The sequence below is a fragment of the Geoanaerobacter pelophilus genome, assembly GCF_018476885.1.
GTDB lineage: Bacteria > Desulfobacterota > Desulfuromonadia > Geobacterales > DSM-12255 > Geoanaerobacter > Geoanaerobacter pelophilus.
The window spans coordinates 70,596-86,790 of sequence record NZ_JAHCVJ010000009.1; the positions used below are offsets into that span (position 1 = coordinate 70,596).

Annotated in this window: 12 protein-coding genes; all 12 read left to right on the plus strand. The window is 54.0% G+C overall.

What is annotated here, in order from left to right:
• Positions 1–148: 148 nt before the first annotated feature.
• Positions 149–1,135 carry a UDP-glucose 4-epimerase GalE gene (galE, locus tag KI809_RS17780; RefSeq protein ID WP_214172946.1) on the plus strand — a complete coding sequence of 329 codons (987 nt, stop codon included), beginning with the start codon at positions 149–151 and terminating at the stop codon, positions 1,133–1,135.
• Positions 1,136–1,138: 3 nt separating this feature from the next.
• Entirely contained in the window at positions 1,139–2,968 is a 1,830-nt protein-coding gene (glmS, locus tag KI809_RS17785; RefSeq protein WP_214172947.1) for a glutamine--fructose-6-phosphate transaminase (isomerizing), read from the plus strand.
• Positions 2,969–3,167: 199 nt separating this feature from the next.
• Positions 3,168–4,310 (plus strand): non-hydrolyzing UDP-N-acetylglucosamine 2-epimerase, encoded by a 1,143-nt coding sequence (wecB, locus tag KI809_RS17790; protein ID WP_214172948.1) that lies wholly within the window; start codon positions 3,168–3,170, stop codon positions 4,308–4,310.
• Complete coding sequence (locus KI809_RS17795; protein WP_214172949.1) at positions 4,310–5,665, plus strand: oligosaccharide flippase family protein; 1,356 nt, start codon at positions 4,310–4,312, stop codon at positions 5,663–5,665. Before wecB ends, KI809_RS17795 begins: the two co-directional genes overlap by 1 nt.
• Positions 5,662–6,597, plus strand: coding sequence for a class I SAM-dependent methyltransferase (locus tag KI809_RS17800; protein WP_214172950.1), 936 nt, complete (start codon positions 5,662–5,664; stop codon positions 6,595–6,597). The genes KI809_RS17795 and KI809_RS17800 overlap by 4 nt, the downstream gene beginning before the upstream one ends.
• A gap of 138 nt (positions 6,598–6,735) precedes the next feature.
• Positions 6,736–8,085 carry a hypothetical protein gene (locus tag KI809_RS17805; RefSeq protein ID WP_214172951.1) on the plus strand — a complete coding sequence of 450 codons (1,350 nt, stop codon included), beginning with the start codon at positions 6,736–6,738 and terminating at the stop codon, positions 8,083–8,085.
• Complete coding sequence (locus KI809_RS17810; RefSeq protein WP_214172952.1) at positions 8,085–9,308, plus strand: glycosyltransferase family 4 protein; 1,224 nt, start codon at positions 8,085–8,087, stop codon at positions 9,306–9,308. The genes KI809_RS17805 and KI809_RS17810 overlap by 1 nt, the downstream gene beginning before the upstream one ends.
• An 18-nt stretch (positions 9,309–9,326) precedes the next feature.
• Positions 9,327–10,310 carry a glycosyltransferase family 2 protein gene (locus tag KI809_RS17815; protein WP_214172953.1) on the plus strand — a complete coding sequence of 328 codons (984 nt, stop codon included), beginning with the start codon at positions 9,327–9,329 and terminating at the stop codon, positions 10,308–10,310.
• A 44-nt stretch (positions 10,311–10,354) separates the two neighbouring features.
• Positions 10,355–11,494 carry a glycosyltransferase family 4 protein gene (locus tag KI809_RS20885; RefSeq protein ID WP_214172954.1) on the plus strand — a complete coding sequence of 380 codons (1,140 nt, stop codon included), beginning with the start codon at positions 10,355–10,357 and terminating at the stop codon, positions 11,492–11,494.
• Positions 11,495–11,617: 123 nt separating this feature from the next.
• Positions 11,618–13,582 (plus strand): hypothetical protein, encoded by a 1,965-nt coding sequence (locus tag KI809_RS17825; RefSeq protein ID WP_214172955.1) that lies wholly within the window; start codon positions 11,618–11,620, stop codon positions 13,580–13,582.
• 114 nt (positions 13,583–13,696) lie between these two features.
• On the plus strand, positions 13,697–14,944 hold the full coding sequence (locus KI809_RS17830; RefSeq protein WP_214172956.1) for a glycosyltransferase: 1,248 nt from the start codon (positions 13,697–13,699) through the stop codon (positions 14,942–14,944).
• Complete coding sequence (locus KI809_RS17835; RefSeq protein ID WP_214172957.1) at positions 14,941–16,164, plus strand: glycosyltransferase family 4 protein; 1,224 nt, start codon at positions 14,941–14,943, stop codon at positions 16,162–16,164. Before KI809_RS17830 ends, KI809_RS17835 begins: the two co-directional genes overlap by 4 nt.
• Positions 16,165–16,195: the final 31 nt, after the last annotated feature.

Consider the following 16,195-nt stretch of genomic DNA (forward strand, 5'->3'; position numbering starts at 1 on the left):
AATGTAAAAAATTCGGAACGTTTTGCTAGGTGACATTTGTGTCGCAGCATGTTGCAAACATTTATTAGGACTGCCGCATGGTTGTAATAAAACCCTGATAAGGTTCGGTTCGCTTCGGAAGGAAATCGGCATTAAAAGGGGAGCGGCTATGAGAATCCTTGTTACCGGCGGCGCCGGGTATATCGGTAGCCATGTTGTCAAGCTTTTGGGCGAACAGGGACATGAGATCGTCGTGTTCGACAATCTCTCAACCGGCCACGCCTGGGCTGTGCTTCATGGAAAACTCATTGCCGGCGACCTAGCTGATAAGCCGCTCCTGGATCTGGTAATAAGAGAATTCAGGCCCGACACGGTTCTGCATTTTGCTGCTTCCATCAAGGTGGAGGAGTCGGTGCGCGAACCGCTCGTCTATTTTTATAACAACGTGGTCAACACCATGAACCTTCTTGACAGCATGGTTAAGCATGGCGTCAAGAACCTGATTTACTCTTCAACCGCTGCGGTCTATGGAATTCCGGACCGGATGCCGGTTGATGAGTCGGCGCCGCTCTGTCCGATCAACCCGTACGGTTCTTCCAAGGTCATGGGCGAGGCAATAATGCGCGATCTTGCCGTCTCTTCCGACTTTAAATTTGTCGCGCTTCGTTACTTCAACGTGGCAGGCGCCGACCCGGACGGCCAACTCGGCCAGGTCTACCGGGATGCGACGCACCTGATCGCTCGTTCGATCAAGACTGCAACCGGAGAATACCCGTACCTCACCATCTTCGGCGATAACTACCCAACCCCGGACGGCACCTGCATTCGCGATTATATCCATGTCAGCGACCTGGCATCGGCACATCTCAGCGCACTTGAGTATCTGCGGGCAGATGGCGAGAGCAAAGTATTCAACTGCGGCTACGGCTACGGCTTTTCCGTGCGGGACGTGGTTGAAACGGTAAAGACCGTCTCCGGGGTAGATTTCAAGGTCAAGATGGCGGACAGAAGAGCCGGAGACCCACCGGCTCTGATAGCTGACAGCAGCAAGCTCCGATCACTCACCGGCTGGACCCCGCGTTACGGGGATCTCAGCTATATCGTTAACTCGGCTCTGGAATGGGAACTGCTGCTCAAGCGGAAACTGGCGGCTTAGGTCATGTGCGGCATAGTAGGGTATATCGGGAGTCAGCAGGCTCCGCCAATCATTCTGGATGGGCTCAAGCGCCTTGAATATCGTGGTTATGATTCCGCGGGTATCTGCACCATATTTGCTGATTGCGCCGACATTCGCCGCAGCGAGGGGAAACTTGCCAACCTCGTTGACTTGGTTGGACTAATCCCGATTTTTGGTGAAATAGGGATTGGCCACACTCGATGGGCAACACACGGCAAACCGACTGAAATCAATGCGCATCCTCACCAAGCCGGGCCGATAGTTCTTGTTCATAACGGCATTATCGAAAATTATATCCCCCTGAAAAGTTCATTACGGGAGATCGGGCATACCTTTAAAAGCGAAACAGATACAGAGGTTATCGCTCACCTGATTGAGCAACGGATGAAAGATGGCGCTGGCTTCGAAGAGGCGGTACGACAGACCCTCCTGCAACTGAAGGGCGCCTATGCCCTATGCATTGTCTGTGAATCTGAGCCGGATACCATGATTGCTGCGAAACATGGCTCACCTCTGGTGGTGGGGATAGGCGACGGAGAATACTTTGTCGCCTCCGACATCCCCGCCATCCTTGCGCAGACAAGAGAGATGGTCTTTTTGGAAGATAGAGAAATAGCCGTCTTTAGGAGGGATGGGGTGGCTTTTTCCACGATAACAGGGGAAGTGCTGTCTAAAGCTACACGGCACATCGACTGGTCGCCGCTCATGGCCGAGAAAGGCGGCTTCCGTCACTTCATGCTCAAGGAGATCTTTGAACAGCCCCGCGCCGTTCAGGACACCATGGCTGGTCGCCTTCTGGAAGAGGAGGGAAATGTTTACCTTGAAGACCTGGGGTTGACCGATGCGGAGATGGCGGGATTTTCACGGATCTGCATCGTGGCCTGCGGGACATCTTGGCATGCCGGATTGGTGGGTAAGTTCCTGCTTGAGGAGTTGTGCCGTATCTCTGTAGAAGTGGATATCGCATCCGAGTTCCGCTACCGGAATCCGGTGGTCAGTTCAGGTACCCTTCTTCTAGCCATTTCTCAATCCGGCGAGACCGCCGACACCCTTGCGGCAGTGCGAGAGGCTCATGGTAAGGGAGCAAAAGCCATTGCCATCTGCAATGTGGTTGATTCTTCAATTGCCAGAGAGGCTGACGGGGTTGTTTACACACATGCTGGCCTGGAGATAGGTGTTGCCTCAACCAAGGCCTTCGTGACGCAGCTTGTTGCCATCTCGCTCTTTGCCTTAAGATTCGGTAGAGCCACTGGCGCAATATCACGCGAGCGGGGGATTGAGCTTACTTCTTCCCTGCTGCACCTGCCTGCTTTTATCGAAGAAGCGCTGCAACTTGATACTGCCGTTGAAAGCATCGCCCGCCGCTACCACAATTCCAGTGACTTCCTTTACCTAGGGAGAGGTTACAGTTACCCTATTGCACTTGAAGGAGCGCTTAAACTGAAGGAGATTTCTTACATCCATGCTGAAGGATACCCGGCAGGCGAAATGAAGCATGGCCCCATTGCTCTCATCGACGAAAACATGCCTGTTGTGATGTTAGTACTGCGCGACCGTCATTATGAAAAGGTTGTCTCCAACATGGAGGAGGTAATCGCCCGCGGAGGGCGCGTGATTGCCCTCTGTTCCGCTGGGGACTCCGAGACGGCGCAAAAAGCCGAAGCGGTTCTTGAATTACCTTCATGCGCCGAGATTGTCGCACCTATTATCCTCTCGATACCGCTGCAACTCCTTGCTTACCACGTCTCGGTCCTTAAAGGGAATGACGTTGACCAGCCGAGAAATCTGGCTAAATCAGTTACTGTCGAATAGAAGACAATTTCATCTCGTACAGGGCGTGTTACTTGAACCCTGATACTTATAACCATTTTTCAGTAATTCGAGGACCAAAGTGCATAATCGTAAAATTCTGTTATCGGGCTTAGGTATGTGGTTGCAATATTCACGTGGGTTGTAGCAGCAACAATCTGTTCGGGATCGTAGCGGATAATTGAAGGAGGGTTCGCGAATAATGCAAGATCTTAAGAATAAAATAAAGGTCCTTACAGTCATCGGCACTCGGCCAGAGGCAATAAAGATGGCCCCTGTCGTCAAGGAACTGGCTCGTTATCCTGAACGTATCGACAGCCGAGTCTGCGTGACGGCGCAACATCGGCAGATGCTCGACCAAGTGCTGTCACTCTTCGGGATAGTGCCCGAATACGACCTGGACGTAATGCGTGAAAGTCAGTCGCTCATCCAGGTGGCCGCTAACGTCATGACCGGGCTTGAACCGGTCCTGAAAAAAGTACGTCCCGACTGGGTCCTGGTACAGGGGGACACAACGACCGTCGCTGCCGCTGCAATAGCGGCATTCTACTGCGGCGCCCGGGTTGGCCATGTGGAAGCCGGACTGCGGACCTTCAACCGTCAGCAGCCCTTTCCGGAAGAGATCAATAGAAGGCTGGCAGGGGTCTTGGCGGACCTTCATTTTGCGCCGACTGCACGTGCCAGGCAGAATCTGCTCAATGAAGGGATTCCGGACGAGAATATCCTGGTTACCGGCAATCCGGTAATAGATGCGCTTATCGAGGTATCAGGTCATCCCTACGACCCGTCTTCAGGGCCGCTCCAGCAGATCCCGTGGGACAATAGACTCGTTCTGGTCACCTCGCATCGGCGTGAAAATTTCGGGGCTCCTATGGAGGAGATCTGCCAGGCCTTGTTGGAGATTACCGCCGCCTGCCCGGATGTAACTATCGTTTTCCCGGTGCACCTTAACCCGAACGTTAGGGAACCGGTCTTTCGGATTCTCGGAAATGTAGAACGGATCATCCTGATAGAACCGCTGGAGTACCTGCCGCTGGTCCATCTTCTCAAAAGCGCAACACTCGTTCTGACTGACTCGGGAGGGATTCAGGAAGAAGCGCCGGGGCTCGGCATACCTGTCCTTGTCCTTCGCGAGGTCACCGAGCGCCCCGAAGCGGTTGAGGCCGGAACGGTAAGGGTTGTCGGAACCGATCGGGCAAGGATCGTCACTGAGGCGCTGCGACTGTTGAAAGATGCGGAGGAGTACGGAAGTATGTCGCGAGCGAATAACCCTTATGGTGATGGCAGGGCTGCAGAACGGATTGTAGACGCCTGTCTCGAATACCAAGGGGAAACGAGCCTTTGATGGAATCTGCAGCCGCGATCGTAACTAAAATACCATATCTTAATGCGGTTGCAGTCCGGTACGCGGCATCACCGCTGGCGCGCCGCATGGCCCATGGAGCTTTCTGGAGCCTTGCTGGCGCTGTCCTTTCCCGCGCACTCTCCCTGGTTTCATCGATTCTTGTTGCCCGGATGCTTGGCAAAGAAGGGTTCGGACAGCTGGGGATGATTCAGAGCACGGTAGGTATGTTTGGGGTATTTGCGGGATTTGGACTTGGCTTGACGGCAACCAAGTATGTGGCGGAATTGCGCGTCAATGATCCCGAAAAGGCCGGCAGGGTCATCACTCTCTCCCTGATCTTTGCCGCTGGGTCCGGTGCGCTGATGACTTTCCTGTTACTGTTATTCGCTCCATTGGTTGCTTCACGAGCCTTGGCCGCACCTTCGATAGGTGAATATCTGCGAATTGCTTCCCCAATGCTCTTTTTTGGTGCATTTGCCGGTGCCCAGACAGGCGCGCTGTCAGGATTCGAGGCGTTTCGGACCATAGCCAGGGTCAATCTCGTCGCTGGCCTGCTCACCTTCCCCTGCATAGTTGGCGGGGTATATTTTGCCGGGGTGAACGGGGCGGTCTGGGGACTCGTTGCCGCGTCAGCAATGGGTGGTGTTCTCAATCATAGGGCGCTCTCGCTGGAAACTAAACGTGCAGGCATTTGTTTTCCGGCGCGAAATCCCTTTTCCGAACAGGAAATTCTGTGGCGCTTTAGTCTGCCAGCTGTGCTTGCAAGTCTGCTGGTTACCCCCGTCAACTGGGCCGCGGCGGCAATACTGGTCAATCAGCCAGGTGGTTATGCTGAAATGGGGATATTTAATGCTGCCAACCAGTGGCGTGGCGCCATCTTGTTTCTACCGGGCAACTTGAGCGCTATCGTGTTGCCATTGCTTTCAAATCTGCAGGGAGCCAATGATAAAGCAAGGTACAACAAGGTGCTCAGGTACAACATCCTGCTGAACGTTGGAACTGCATCACTTGCTGCTCTTGGGATTTCACTGCTTTCTACAAAGATAATGACCAGCTACGGGTCGGGGTTTGCTTCCGGAAAATGGACATTAGTCGTGTTGACTGCCTCGGCTGCCTTGTCTACGGGAGCTTCAGTTATCGGCCAGGCCATAGCCAGCAAGGGGTGGATGTGGTGGGGGTTAACCCTTAATTTCATGTGGGGCAGTGTCCTTATTTTTTCCTGTCTCCTGTTTGCGGATAAAGGGTCCCTGGGGTTGGCCACTGCACATGTAATTGCATATTCAGTGCATCTGGTGATGGTCTTGCTGTTCACCATCATTGTTTTTTGGAAGAAGGAGGAATGGAGAGAATCATGATCTGGAAACCCGAAGAAATGGAGAGCGTGGCTTGCGATTTTTGCGGGACCAGCAACAGCTCCCGTAAATTTAGCCGGGGTGATGGCATGAGTGTCGTAGAGTGCCGGTTGTGCGGCTTGGCTTACCTGCAACCGCGACCCCGTAAAGAGTATATATCCCGCTTTTACGATGCCGATTATTTCACCGGTGTTTCTGCTGCCAGCGGCAAAGGAGGACTGAGGTGTCTGGCGGAATCTAATGGCCAGGAAACAAGAATTCCCCGGTCATTGGCGCTGATGAAAGAAAAAGTCGGCGTACTGCCGGGCAAGAAGATCCTCGAAATTGGGTGTGCCACAGGCGAGTTTCTTGAACTGCTTACGCGAGAAGGGGCAGATGCCGAAGGATTGGAGATTTCGGAGTTTGCCGCGGAAATTGCCCGTAAAAAAGGTCTGGAGGTGACCACGGGCACGATCGAGGAAATGGGGAATAGTACCAGTCCGTTTGATATGATCCTGGCATTTGAAGTGATCGAGCATGTCCCAAGTCCTGTAGCGTTCCTGGAACAGGTGGCAGGTCTTATCCGCTCCGGGGGCCATCTGCTGCTGAGCACCCCCAACTACGCTTGCGGACAGAGATACGGGGACCAATGGTACGGATTTACCGGAAGCTTTGAGCATATATACTACTTTTCCAAGGATGTTCTGGAGCGAATGGCACGCCAGGCGGGACTGGTGCTCACCTATTGGGAAACTACAATGCATTCCGGCGACAATTCAAGGAAACCCGGTTTCCTCGATCGCAGAATCGATTGGTTTGGCCGGTTCGCAGATATGAGCAGAGCTGTCGGACTTCCTTTGGCGCTCAGCCTCGCCCGGCAAAGGTCACTTAATTACCTCCCATACGGAAATGGTCATAAAATTACCGTTGTTTTCAGAAAAGATGACAGTTGCTAGAGACATGGTCTGACCAAAGGTGACTTCCGGTTGTCCGGATTGTCATTTGCGAGTTCGAGACCGTTTTCCGATTGCTGCAAAGACAGGTGTTATGAATAGGGGTTTACATATCAGTTTAAGATCTGGGATTTCAGCTTTATGACCACTATTGACCCGATGCTCCTGGCAATGCTTGTATCTGTGGCAATGATGGCTCTGGTCATCTCGTTCCGATACCCTTTTGCCTTTGCCACCTTGATTATCGTCCTTAACGAACGGTTCTTCGGCATTGTCCCGTCCAAGTTCGGCGACTATGAGTTAGTGCGGGGCCTGGCTGGACCCGGTCTGTTGGCTGCGGCAATCTTGTTGCAGTTCCTGTTCCGTCCCGGCAGGTTCCGTAGCGGGCTGAACAGGGGGATGGGGAGTTACCTGCCATTCGTTATTGCCATTCTCGCCAATGTTGCCATCTCGACGCTCTGGGGAGGGCAGATTTACAACCAGACCCTGCGCTCCATTGTCTTTCAGCCGATAGTTTTTTCCTATTATTTTCTCTATCTGTATCTCTGCTTCTTTGCCCCAGACAAGCAGCAGATTGCCCGCTTTCTAGGTTTCATGGTTATTGTCGCCCTGGCGGTCAGCACTCTGATGTTAATAGACGCCAGGGTCTTTCACGAGGCGCGGCTTTTGAAATATGCTGTCTCGTCGGAACGTGTCGGCCTGGTCAGGATCCTGGTGTATATAACAGGTATTATATGGGCCTATTTTTACTCGCTTGCTGTTGCCGATGAGGAGCAGTGCCCACCCAGCCGGAAAATCATGTATGGGGCGTCGGCATTTTTTCTGCTGTTCACAATTATCTTTACTCTTCTCAGTCGTCAGATCATGGCTTCCTGTTTCCTTGCAACTGCCGTAGCGGCTTTGTCCATGAAGCCGCTTAAACAGCTTGTTGTCGCCTGGGTCATGGCACTTTTTATCCTGGTGATAGTTGCGGATCCGGATTTCAGTTTTGAAAAGACAGCTTTGGGTAGCCTGGCAAAGATCACCAGCAGCGAGGCTAAAACCAAGGATAGCGGCATCGGTATCCGCTTCAAGGCTCTGGAGTTCTATTATCCGCATTTCAAGAAGACCTACGGGCTCGGTTTCGGGGTGCTCGGTTCCCGTCGTGAGTACCGGAACCCAGCCTCCCAGGGGTTGATCCAAGGGTATAACCTGAATGATCTCTCCCTGGCCGGCATTATTTTTCGCTTCGGCATCCCTGGGTTGCTACTGATTATTGTCACGGCCTGGAAAATGTTCCGCGACACCGGGAAAATCATCAAAAGTCATGATCCGGCGTTCAGGTCCATTGCCCGCGGCATCAGGTACACGGTCATGAATTTTGTCATCATCTTTCCGCTGACCACCTTTCTCTATTATGGAGAAAATGCCGTCTACTTTGCGCTCATGTTTTTCCTGGTGGAACGCCTCAGAACTCTGGTCAGCGACGAAGCTGCCGGAGCGGAGGCGTAATGGCGAACATCGGCATTGTCAGCACCTGGTTCGAGCGCGGAGCAGGATATGTGTCACGGGCCTATAAGGAGGTGCTCGAACAGGAGCACCAGGTGTTTGTCTATGCCCGCGGCGGGGAAGGTTATGCCATCGGCGATCCAAAGTGGGATGGCCCTGAGGTTACCTGGGGGCCGTGGTTCGGCAGATCAACGGCAATCAGCATGATTCACTTTTCGCGCTGGCTGCGTCGGAATGCTATTGACCTCGTTCTGTTCAATGAACAGCAGGACATCCGTGCGGTCATTGCCACGAAGTATCTCGGTTATCCGGTCGGGGCCTATGTTGACTATTACACCCGTGAGACTGTACCGGAGTTCGCAGCTTATGACTTTCTGATCTGCAACACCCGGCGACACCATTCGGTTTTTCAATCCCACCCTTTTTGTCTCTACATCCCGTGGGGAACGGACCCCGGACTGTTCACACCGGCCAATCCGGATCGGCTGGTGCAGCCCGATGTCGTGACTTTTTTCCATAGCGCAGGCATGGGAGGGGTCAATCTCCGCAAGGGGACCGATCTCCTGGTGCGCGCTTTTGACCGGATGCAACGACCGGCTAGGCTCGTCATCCATTCACAGGCCGGGCTGGATTGTTACGGCAGCGATATTGCGGGCCTGATCCGTAACAACAACCGGATCGAGTTCATTCACCGGACCGTGGCTGCCCCGGGGCTGTACCATCTCGGCGATGTCTATGTCTATCCGACCCGGTTGGAAGGGATCGGGCTGACCATCTGCGAGGCGCTGGCAGCCGGGTTGCCGGTAATCACCACCGACCGGGCGCCGATGAACGAGTTTGTCGCCGACGGAGTCACCGGTGCACTGGTGCGGGTTGCGGACGAAGCAATGCGCAGTGACGGCTATTATTGGCCCGAGGCATATGTCGATATCGATCATCTGACGGAACTGCTCGACCTGTATGCAGCGGACCGCGAACTGGTGCTCCGGCAGAAGGCTGCGGCCCGGAACTATGCACTGCGGGAGAGGAACTGGTCCTCGAACGCCGAGGGGATCGGCAGCCGCATCAGCGATGCTGTGTGCCGGGGCAGGGTTAAGCAGACACCGACTATCAGCCGCCGGGTCCAGTGGCTGTTTCAGCATTACCGGGAATTTTCCCGGGCGATTGTCCGTTCGCGCGGGGTCGATTTGCGCGGGGTGAGGCTCAGGGAGCAGCTGCTTTTCTGACGGCAGGGAGTGATGCATATGAAACCTATTGAAAACGTCTCATTCATACTGATTGCCCGTAACGAGCAGTTCGGCGTGGCGAAGTGCCTTGGTTCGCTTGCCGCGATGAGCCTGCGGAACTGCGAGGTGATCTGCGTCGATTCCGGTTCCACCGATGAGACGGTTGGGGTGATGTGCCGGTTCAGGGGAGTCATCGATAATCTGCGGGTAGTGACAGTCAAGGGGTATTCCAACGCTGCGGTGGCCAGGAATGCTGGTATGCGGCACGCGCATCGTGATTATATTTTCTTCGTAGATGGAGATGTGGAGATCAACCCGGGGTTTGTTGCTTCCGGTCTGCAGCGCCTCCAGGCTGGGGCCGATGTCGTTACCGGGAGACTTCGGGAACTGCAGTATTCGCGGGATTTCAACACCGTGCTCAAGGATATCCCGGATCGGTTCAATATCCGGAACGAGGGTCGCATCTATGCCTCGGGTGGCTGTTTCATGGCCACCCGCAAAGCAGTCGAGCGGACCGGCCTGTTCGACGAGCGGTTGGAGAAGAGCCAGGATTACGACTATACCCTGCGGCTTTCCCGGAGATTCGTCATGCTCGCCATAACCGAAAGCATGGGCACGCACCACACGGTTGGGTATGACGACGCGCAACGTTTTGCCACCCAGCTCAGAAGACTGCATGCCCTTTTTTTCGGGGCGGTGATCCGGCGCAATCTCCTCAATGCCAGCGGCATTCTCTGGCTGCTGGCGTGCAAGGAGCGGGGGATCGCCATCGGCGGCCTGTTCTTGGCCTCAGGCATAGCAGCCACGGCTGTATATGGCCTCTATGGGGCGTTTGCATTCGGCGCGCTGGTTGCTGTTGACCTTCTGCTAGGGCTCCGCCGGGGGAGCCCCGCCCTGTATCGGCTCTATCTGCACTATCTGTTTCCGCTACTGTCTTTTGCCGGTTCGTTCTATATTCCGGACCGGCGGCGACCGTTCACGGTCGGGGAGGTGAGGGTTTGAAAGTCGGTTACTTGAGTGACGGTTATCCTTACCAGAGATGTATCGTGAATATTGTAGAGGGCGCCCACTACAAAAACGTCAGAATAGAGAATATTCATCTGTATCTCTGGAGCATTCAGTATTTCGCCAGAAGGTTCAAACTCATAAAGAAGCATCCCGTGGACCACTTCTTCAGGCATCGTGGCCCCAATTTCAATGGGGTCGATCTATACCATTTTTTCAATACTGTAAGCTTTACCGCTAGACCGTGGGTTTCAACTTTCGAATCCTTGATCCCCAGGTATTCGGAGTTGATGGTCGATACCAAGGACGGCGGGATAAGCTTTCCCAGGACCGGAAACCTGGAAAGAGCGATGAAGGCCATTGCCAGTGACAACTGCAAGAAGATCATCGCCTTGTCCGACTGTACCAAAATGATGCAAGAGAAGCTTATCAGGCTGTTCCCCGAGTACGAAGGCAGGATCAAGGATAAGCTTTGCACTCTGCATCCCCCCCAGAGACTCTTCATCGGTTCTTTCGCCGAAAAGGGGATAGGGACCGACAGTGTCATCCGCTTCATGTTCGTCGGCAGGGATTTTGTCACCAAAGGGGGGTTGGAGATCCTGGCAACGTTCAAGACCCTGGTGGAAGAGCACAGGCTCCCCATCAAGCTTGTTGTTGTCAGCTCGCTGGGGGCAGAGGGCTATGCCAGGCATGCAACAGATAACGAGCTGGAAGCTGCCCGAAGAACCCTGAATGAGAGTGAATGGATTGAGTATTACGAGTCCTTACCAAATTACGATGTGATCAAGCTGATGATAGGGAGTCACGTCGGCCTCCTGCCCACGTGGGCCGACACCTACGGTTATTCGGCACTGGAGTTCCAGTCTGCTGGGTGCCCGGTCATATCCACCGATATTCGGGCGCTGCCTGAAATAAATAATGATGAAGTAGGTTATCTCATCAAGGTTCCGAAAAAGGATTATGGCGAGGGGCTCTATAAGACAGAATCCGACAGGTTGTTTATGGCGGAAACCATAAAGAAGGGTTTGGTGAGCGCCGTGCTGAGCATTTTTGCCGATCTGTCACAGATCGAAACCAAATCGAACCTCTCCATCCGCAACATCGTCAGGAATCATGACCCTGTTGACTACGCGAACAGGCTCAAGCAGATTTATCAAGAAGCTTTAACTAACCGATGCTGAACGGAGAGTAGCGACGTGCCTTCTTGTGCGCGAAGCAGGACTAGAAAAGTAACGGCTTACATTTGGCAATGCCTGGCGTCGTCAGATTGGCATAGGGTAATATTCTTTGTCTTGGTTGTTTTGATGCCGCTCAAAGCGTGGGGAACGCTTTATTATGTCAGTACAGCAGGCGATGACGCGAATAGCGGCACCTCGGCGTCGTCCCCCTGGAAAACGATCTTCAAACTGAATCAGACCCGCTTTGTGCCCGGTGATTCCATACTCTTTAAACGGGGCGATATCTGGGACGGAGAAAATGCCGCGCCGATAATGCCGTCAACCAGCGGCAACGCAGGCAAGCCGATCACCTGGGGCGCCTACGGCAGTGGGCCAAATCCGGTGATCACCTTTGCCTCAAGACGCAATAAACTCACCGACTGGACCCACGAGGGGGGTAACATCTGGAGTACAGGCGGGGTCAACCTGGGAGGCGAGCTGTTTGTAAATCCCGACTTCAGTAAGGACTCGGCGGGATGGTACGACCAATGTACGGGCAGCGGGGCGAACTGCAGCTTTATGGGCCGCACGACAAAGAAGGGGGAATATGACGTATCCCCTGTCGGTTACAAGTTTACCGTAGTCGACCACGGTGCGGTGCCGGGCAATATACAGCTCCATACTGCCTCGGGTTTCCCGCTCAGTTTCACCCAGGGGAGATACTACCAGTTGACCTTCCGGGCAAAATCAACCAAGTCATTCAACATACCGGCTCTGCTCCTTCGCTCGGACGGAGCGGACGTGACTTCGGGGATGTTCGTCCAGTCATTGCAGGTGGGAACTGACTGGACGACATGCAATTTCATGTTCCGCGCCGACAGGACCACCAGCAAGGGTTCATTCAACATGCTCCTGGGTGGCAGCAGCGGAATTCCCAACGGCGCGACATTCCTGGTCGACAGCTTCTCGTGCCGTGAGATTGAGGCCCGTGATTTCTTCGGCATGTACTACAGTTCCAATCTGATCTTCGATTTTTCGTCCGGGGCGCCGATTACCGGGAAACTGGTGCAGTCCGGAGCCCTTGCCAATCAGGGGGAGTGGTATCAGTCGTATAAGGACCGGAAGATTCGATTATATTCAAAGACCAATCCGGCAACGCAATACGGAAACGACATAATCATCGTGAATGGTGCGCCGAGGTCCGGGTTCTGGGTCCGGGGGAAGAAGTTCCACGTCTTCCAGGACATTGAGTTTTTCGCGCTTTCATCCGCCTGGAATGGACTGGATTTCTCCGACATCATAATTCAGAGATGCAAAGCCTCCTTTACCGGAGGAATTCCTATTCTGAACATGCACGATTTCAGATGGAATGGCGGTGTTTTCCCCGGTAGGGCCGGCGGAGCGGTTGGAGCGACCGGAAACATTGCCAAGTGGGATGTTCGCAACAACGATTTTTCGCAGTCGTACGATGCCAACATCACCTGGGAAAACGGGAAGTGGCGCGGCTGGGGGGACAATAAAAAGGCCGATGGAATCTGGGTGTACAACAATATCTTAGGCATGGCGCATTACAACATCGAATTCGGCTGGAACGGGTCAGGATCGTCCATGTCCAACATCCATATATACAACAACACCTTGTACGATGCAGGGTATGAATGGTCGGCCGGACAGAGACCAGACGAGTCGACACCTAAAGAAGATGCTCATATCAAGTGCTGGAACTCACCGTCAAACGGTACGAACATCAACATCAAGAACAACATCATGGACAGGGCAAGGTCGCAGATGCTGTATTTCAGCGATTGGAGGCAGTGGTCGGGAATCCTCGCCATGAACAACAATCTCTATTCAAACAAACCGGCCAGTTTCGCCAAGGTATCCGGGGGCTCCTATGCCGACTTCGCGGACTGGCAGGCTGCAACCGTCATAGACACGGTATCCCTTTACGCAGATCCGCTCTTCAGATCCAGGGCAGATCGCGATTTTCACCTGGGCGCGGGATCCCCGGCGATCTTTGCTGGTGCCGATGTTGGCTTGACTGTGGACTATGAGGGGAAAGCAATCCCTCCTGTTAACCCGGATATCGGCGCATTGCAACACAATCCATGAAACTCCGGCTGTGATGACGGGTACATGTTCAGCGAGGTTTACCTTCATCTTTGTAACACTGATTTAACCCGCCTGCCATCCAAACTGAATATTGATCTGTCAGGTTAGATGGTAATGAAAATTCTTATCTCCGCATTTGCCTGCCACCCTGCCATGGGCTCCGAAGACGGTGTCGGTTGGGGGTGGGTTACTACCCTGGCCCGCTATCATCAGTTGCATGTGATCACTCGAGAGTACCGGCGGGCTGATATTGAAGCAGAGCTTGAAACTAATCCAGTTAACAATCTGTATTTCCACTACATTGATCCACCAGCCTGGATGATCTTCTGGAAGAAGGGGTCAAGGAATTTCATGGCCTATGCCCTGCTTTGGCAGCTGTTCGCTCTTGTCATGGCGGTCAGGCTCTCCATCCGGCAGCGGTTCGACATCGTCCAGCATTTGACCTACGGCAACCTCTGGCTGCCGACTTTTCTCTTTTTTGTACCTGGTACATATATCTGGGGGCCGGTGGGAGGCGGTGTCGTGCCTGCTGTGTTTGCAGAAAACTACCGTATCCGGGAGTGGCTGGTCGAGAATTTGCGACTGATTGTGCTTAAGAGCCTTAAATGGCTGAATCTGCCGGCACTGTTGAACATGTGGCGGGCACGGCTGATCCTGGTACGTACTTGGGAGACCCTTGATTATCTGCCGCTGTGGGCGCGAAAAAAAGCGATCCTTGTTCCCGAGACGGCACTTGATCCGGGCCGGTTTCCCTACAGCCGCAAGGAGCGCCGAGATACCTGCTGCAGAGAGATGTTCAATATTGTCTATGCCGGAAGAATAATGTCGCTCAAGAATCTGCATCTGGCGGTGACGGCCTTTCGAGAGCTGCTGGCGCGTAACCCCTTGCTAGCCGGCTTTGTCCGTTTCGATATTTACGGCGACGGGCCGTATCTGCCGGTCTGCAGGGAGCTGGCAGGAGATGAGGCCGGCCGTGCAATCATCTTCCACGGTTTTGTAGACCGGGCGGTACTTCTGGAAAAACTGCGTGAGGCGCACCTGTTTATTCACCTGAGCGTCAAGGATACCGCCGCCACTGCACCGATGGAGGCGATGGCCCTGGGTATCCCGGTAATTTGCGTCAAAGCAGGGGGAATGATGAACCTGGTTGATGATACGTGCGGGGTCCCACTGGAGCAGTCTTCTCCGGAACTGCTGGTTCCGGCTGTAATCAACGAGTTAAAAACACTCGTGACAGACCGGGAGCGGCTGTTCGCTCTTTCCTGCGCTGCACGGGCAAAGGTTGAGCAGTCGTTTTCCTGGGAGCGTCGTATTGAGCAGTACAATGAGATAGTGAAAAGGGAATTATCCGTCAACCGATGAGAATTCTGTTCCTCAACAACTTTTACTACCTGCGCGGCGGTTCCGAGCGGGTCCTGTTTGGCGAGATGCGGCTGCTACGCGAGGCCGGCCATGAAGTTGCCATCTATGCCCGGGGCCATGAAAAAAACGAACCAGCGGAATATGCCGGGTTCTTTCCTCCGCCGCTGGATACCGAGCGGCTCGGTCTGTCTATAAAATCGATAGCAACTGTCAGGGAGCTGATCTACTCGGAAAGCTCCAGGCAGGGGCTGCGCGAGGTGGTCAAGCGCTTCAGGCCGGATATCGTTCATGCCCATAACATCTATGGCCGCTTGAGCCTGTCGGTGCTCGATGAACTGAAAGCCGCCGGGGTACCGGTGGTGATGACCCTGCATGACCTGAAACTTCTCTGTCCCAGTTACCTGATGCTGAACAAGGGGAAGGTCTGTGAACTGTGCAAGGGGGGGCGCTACGCCAACGCTTTTCTGACCCGTTGCCACAAGGGAAGCTATCCGGCCTCCTTTGTTTATGCCCTGGAAAGCTGGCTCAACAAAACATCGGATAAATACGGTTCAGTGCAAAAATTTGTCGTACCAAGCCGCTTTCTGCGTGATAAATGTGTTGAGCATGGCTGGGACAGCAGCAGGTTCGCCTATCTCCCCAACTGCATCGATAAGGAGGGTGCGACTGCAAGCGATGGCGTTGGCGATTACCTGCTTTACATGGGGCGACTTTCGGCGGAAAAGGGGATCGGCACTCTGTTGCGGGCCTACCGGCAGTCGGGCTGCACCATGCCGCTCATGATTGTCGGCGATGGTCCGCTGAGGAAAGAACTGGAGGGTGCGAGTGCCGGCTGCCAGGGGAGGGTGACTTTCACCGGCTATCTGACCGGCGTTGACCTTGCGACAGCCCTCCGTGGCGCCAGTTGCGTGCTGCTCCCCTCGGAGTGTTATGAAAACGCTCCGCTCTCCATCCTGGAGGCCTTTGCCGCAGGTAAACCGGTTATCGGTTCCAGGATCGGCGGCATTCCGGAGCTGGTCGATGACGAGATAAACGGATTTCTTTTTGAGCCTGGGAATGCAGATGCATTGACGGCAAAAATCCAAGCTTTTCTCAACCTCTCTGCAACCGCAGTCGCTGCCATGGGTGAAGCCGCACGGCTGAAGGTCGAACGTGAGTTCTCTCCGAGGGCTCATATGGAGTCACTCCATGCCATATACCACGCTGTTCTGCGCTCCTGAGATCCGGAGTCGTCGGGAATAGCCGGAACAA

Excerpts from the sequence above, each read along its gene's own strand:
- galE (WP_214172946.1), top strand. The coding sequence starts at position 149 with ATGAGAATCCTTGTTACCGGCGGCGCCGGGTATATCGGTAGCCATGTT.
- glmS (WP_214172947.1), top strand. The coding sequence starts at position 1,139 with ATGTGCGGCATAGTAGGGTATATCGGGAGTCAGCAGGCTCCGCCAATC.
- wecB (WP_214172948.1), top strand. The coding sequence starts at position 3,168 with ATGCAAGATCTTAAGAATAAAATAAAGGTCCTTACAGTCATCGGCACT.
- KI809_RS17795 (WP_214172949.1), top strand. The coding sequence starts at position 4,310 with ATGGAATCTGCAGCCGCGATCGTAACTAAAATACCATATCTTAATGCG.
- KI809_RS17800 (WP_214172950.1), top strand. The coding sequence starts at position 5,662 with ATGATCTGGAAACCCGAAGAAATGGAGAGCGTGGCTTGCGATTTTTGC.
- KI809_RS17805 (WP_214172951.1), top strand. The coding sequence starts at position 6,736 with ATGACCACTATTGACCCGATGCTCCTGGCAATGCTTGTATCTGTGGCA.
- KI809_RS17810 (WP_214172952.1), top strand. The coding sequence starts at position 8,085 with ATGGCGAACATCGGCATTGTCAGCACCTGGTTCGAGCGCGGAGCAGGA.
- KI809_RS17815 (WP_214172953.1), top strand. The coding sequence starts at position 9,327 with ATGAAACCTATTGAAAACGTCTCATTCATACTGATTGCCCGTAACGAG.
- KI809_RS17825 (WP_214172955.1), top strand. The coding sequence starts at position 11,618 with ATGCCGCTCAAAGCGTGGGGAACGCTTTATTATGTCAGTACAGCAGGC.
- KI809_RS17830 (WP_214172956.1), top strand. The coding sequence starts at position 13,697 with ATGAAAATTCTTATCTCCGCATTTGCCTGCCACCCTGCCATGGGCTCC.
- KI809_RS17835 (WP_214172957.1), top strand. The coding sequence starts at position 14,941 with ATGAGAATTCTGTTCCTCAACAACTTTTACTACCTGCGCGGCGGTTCC.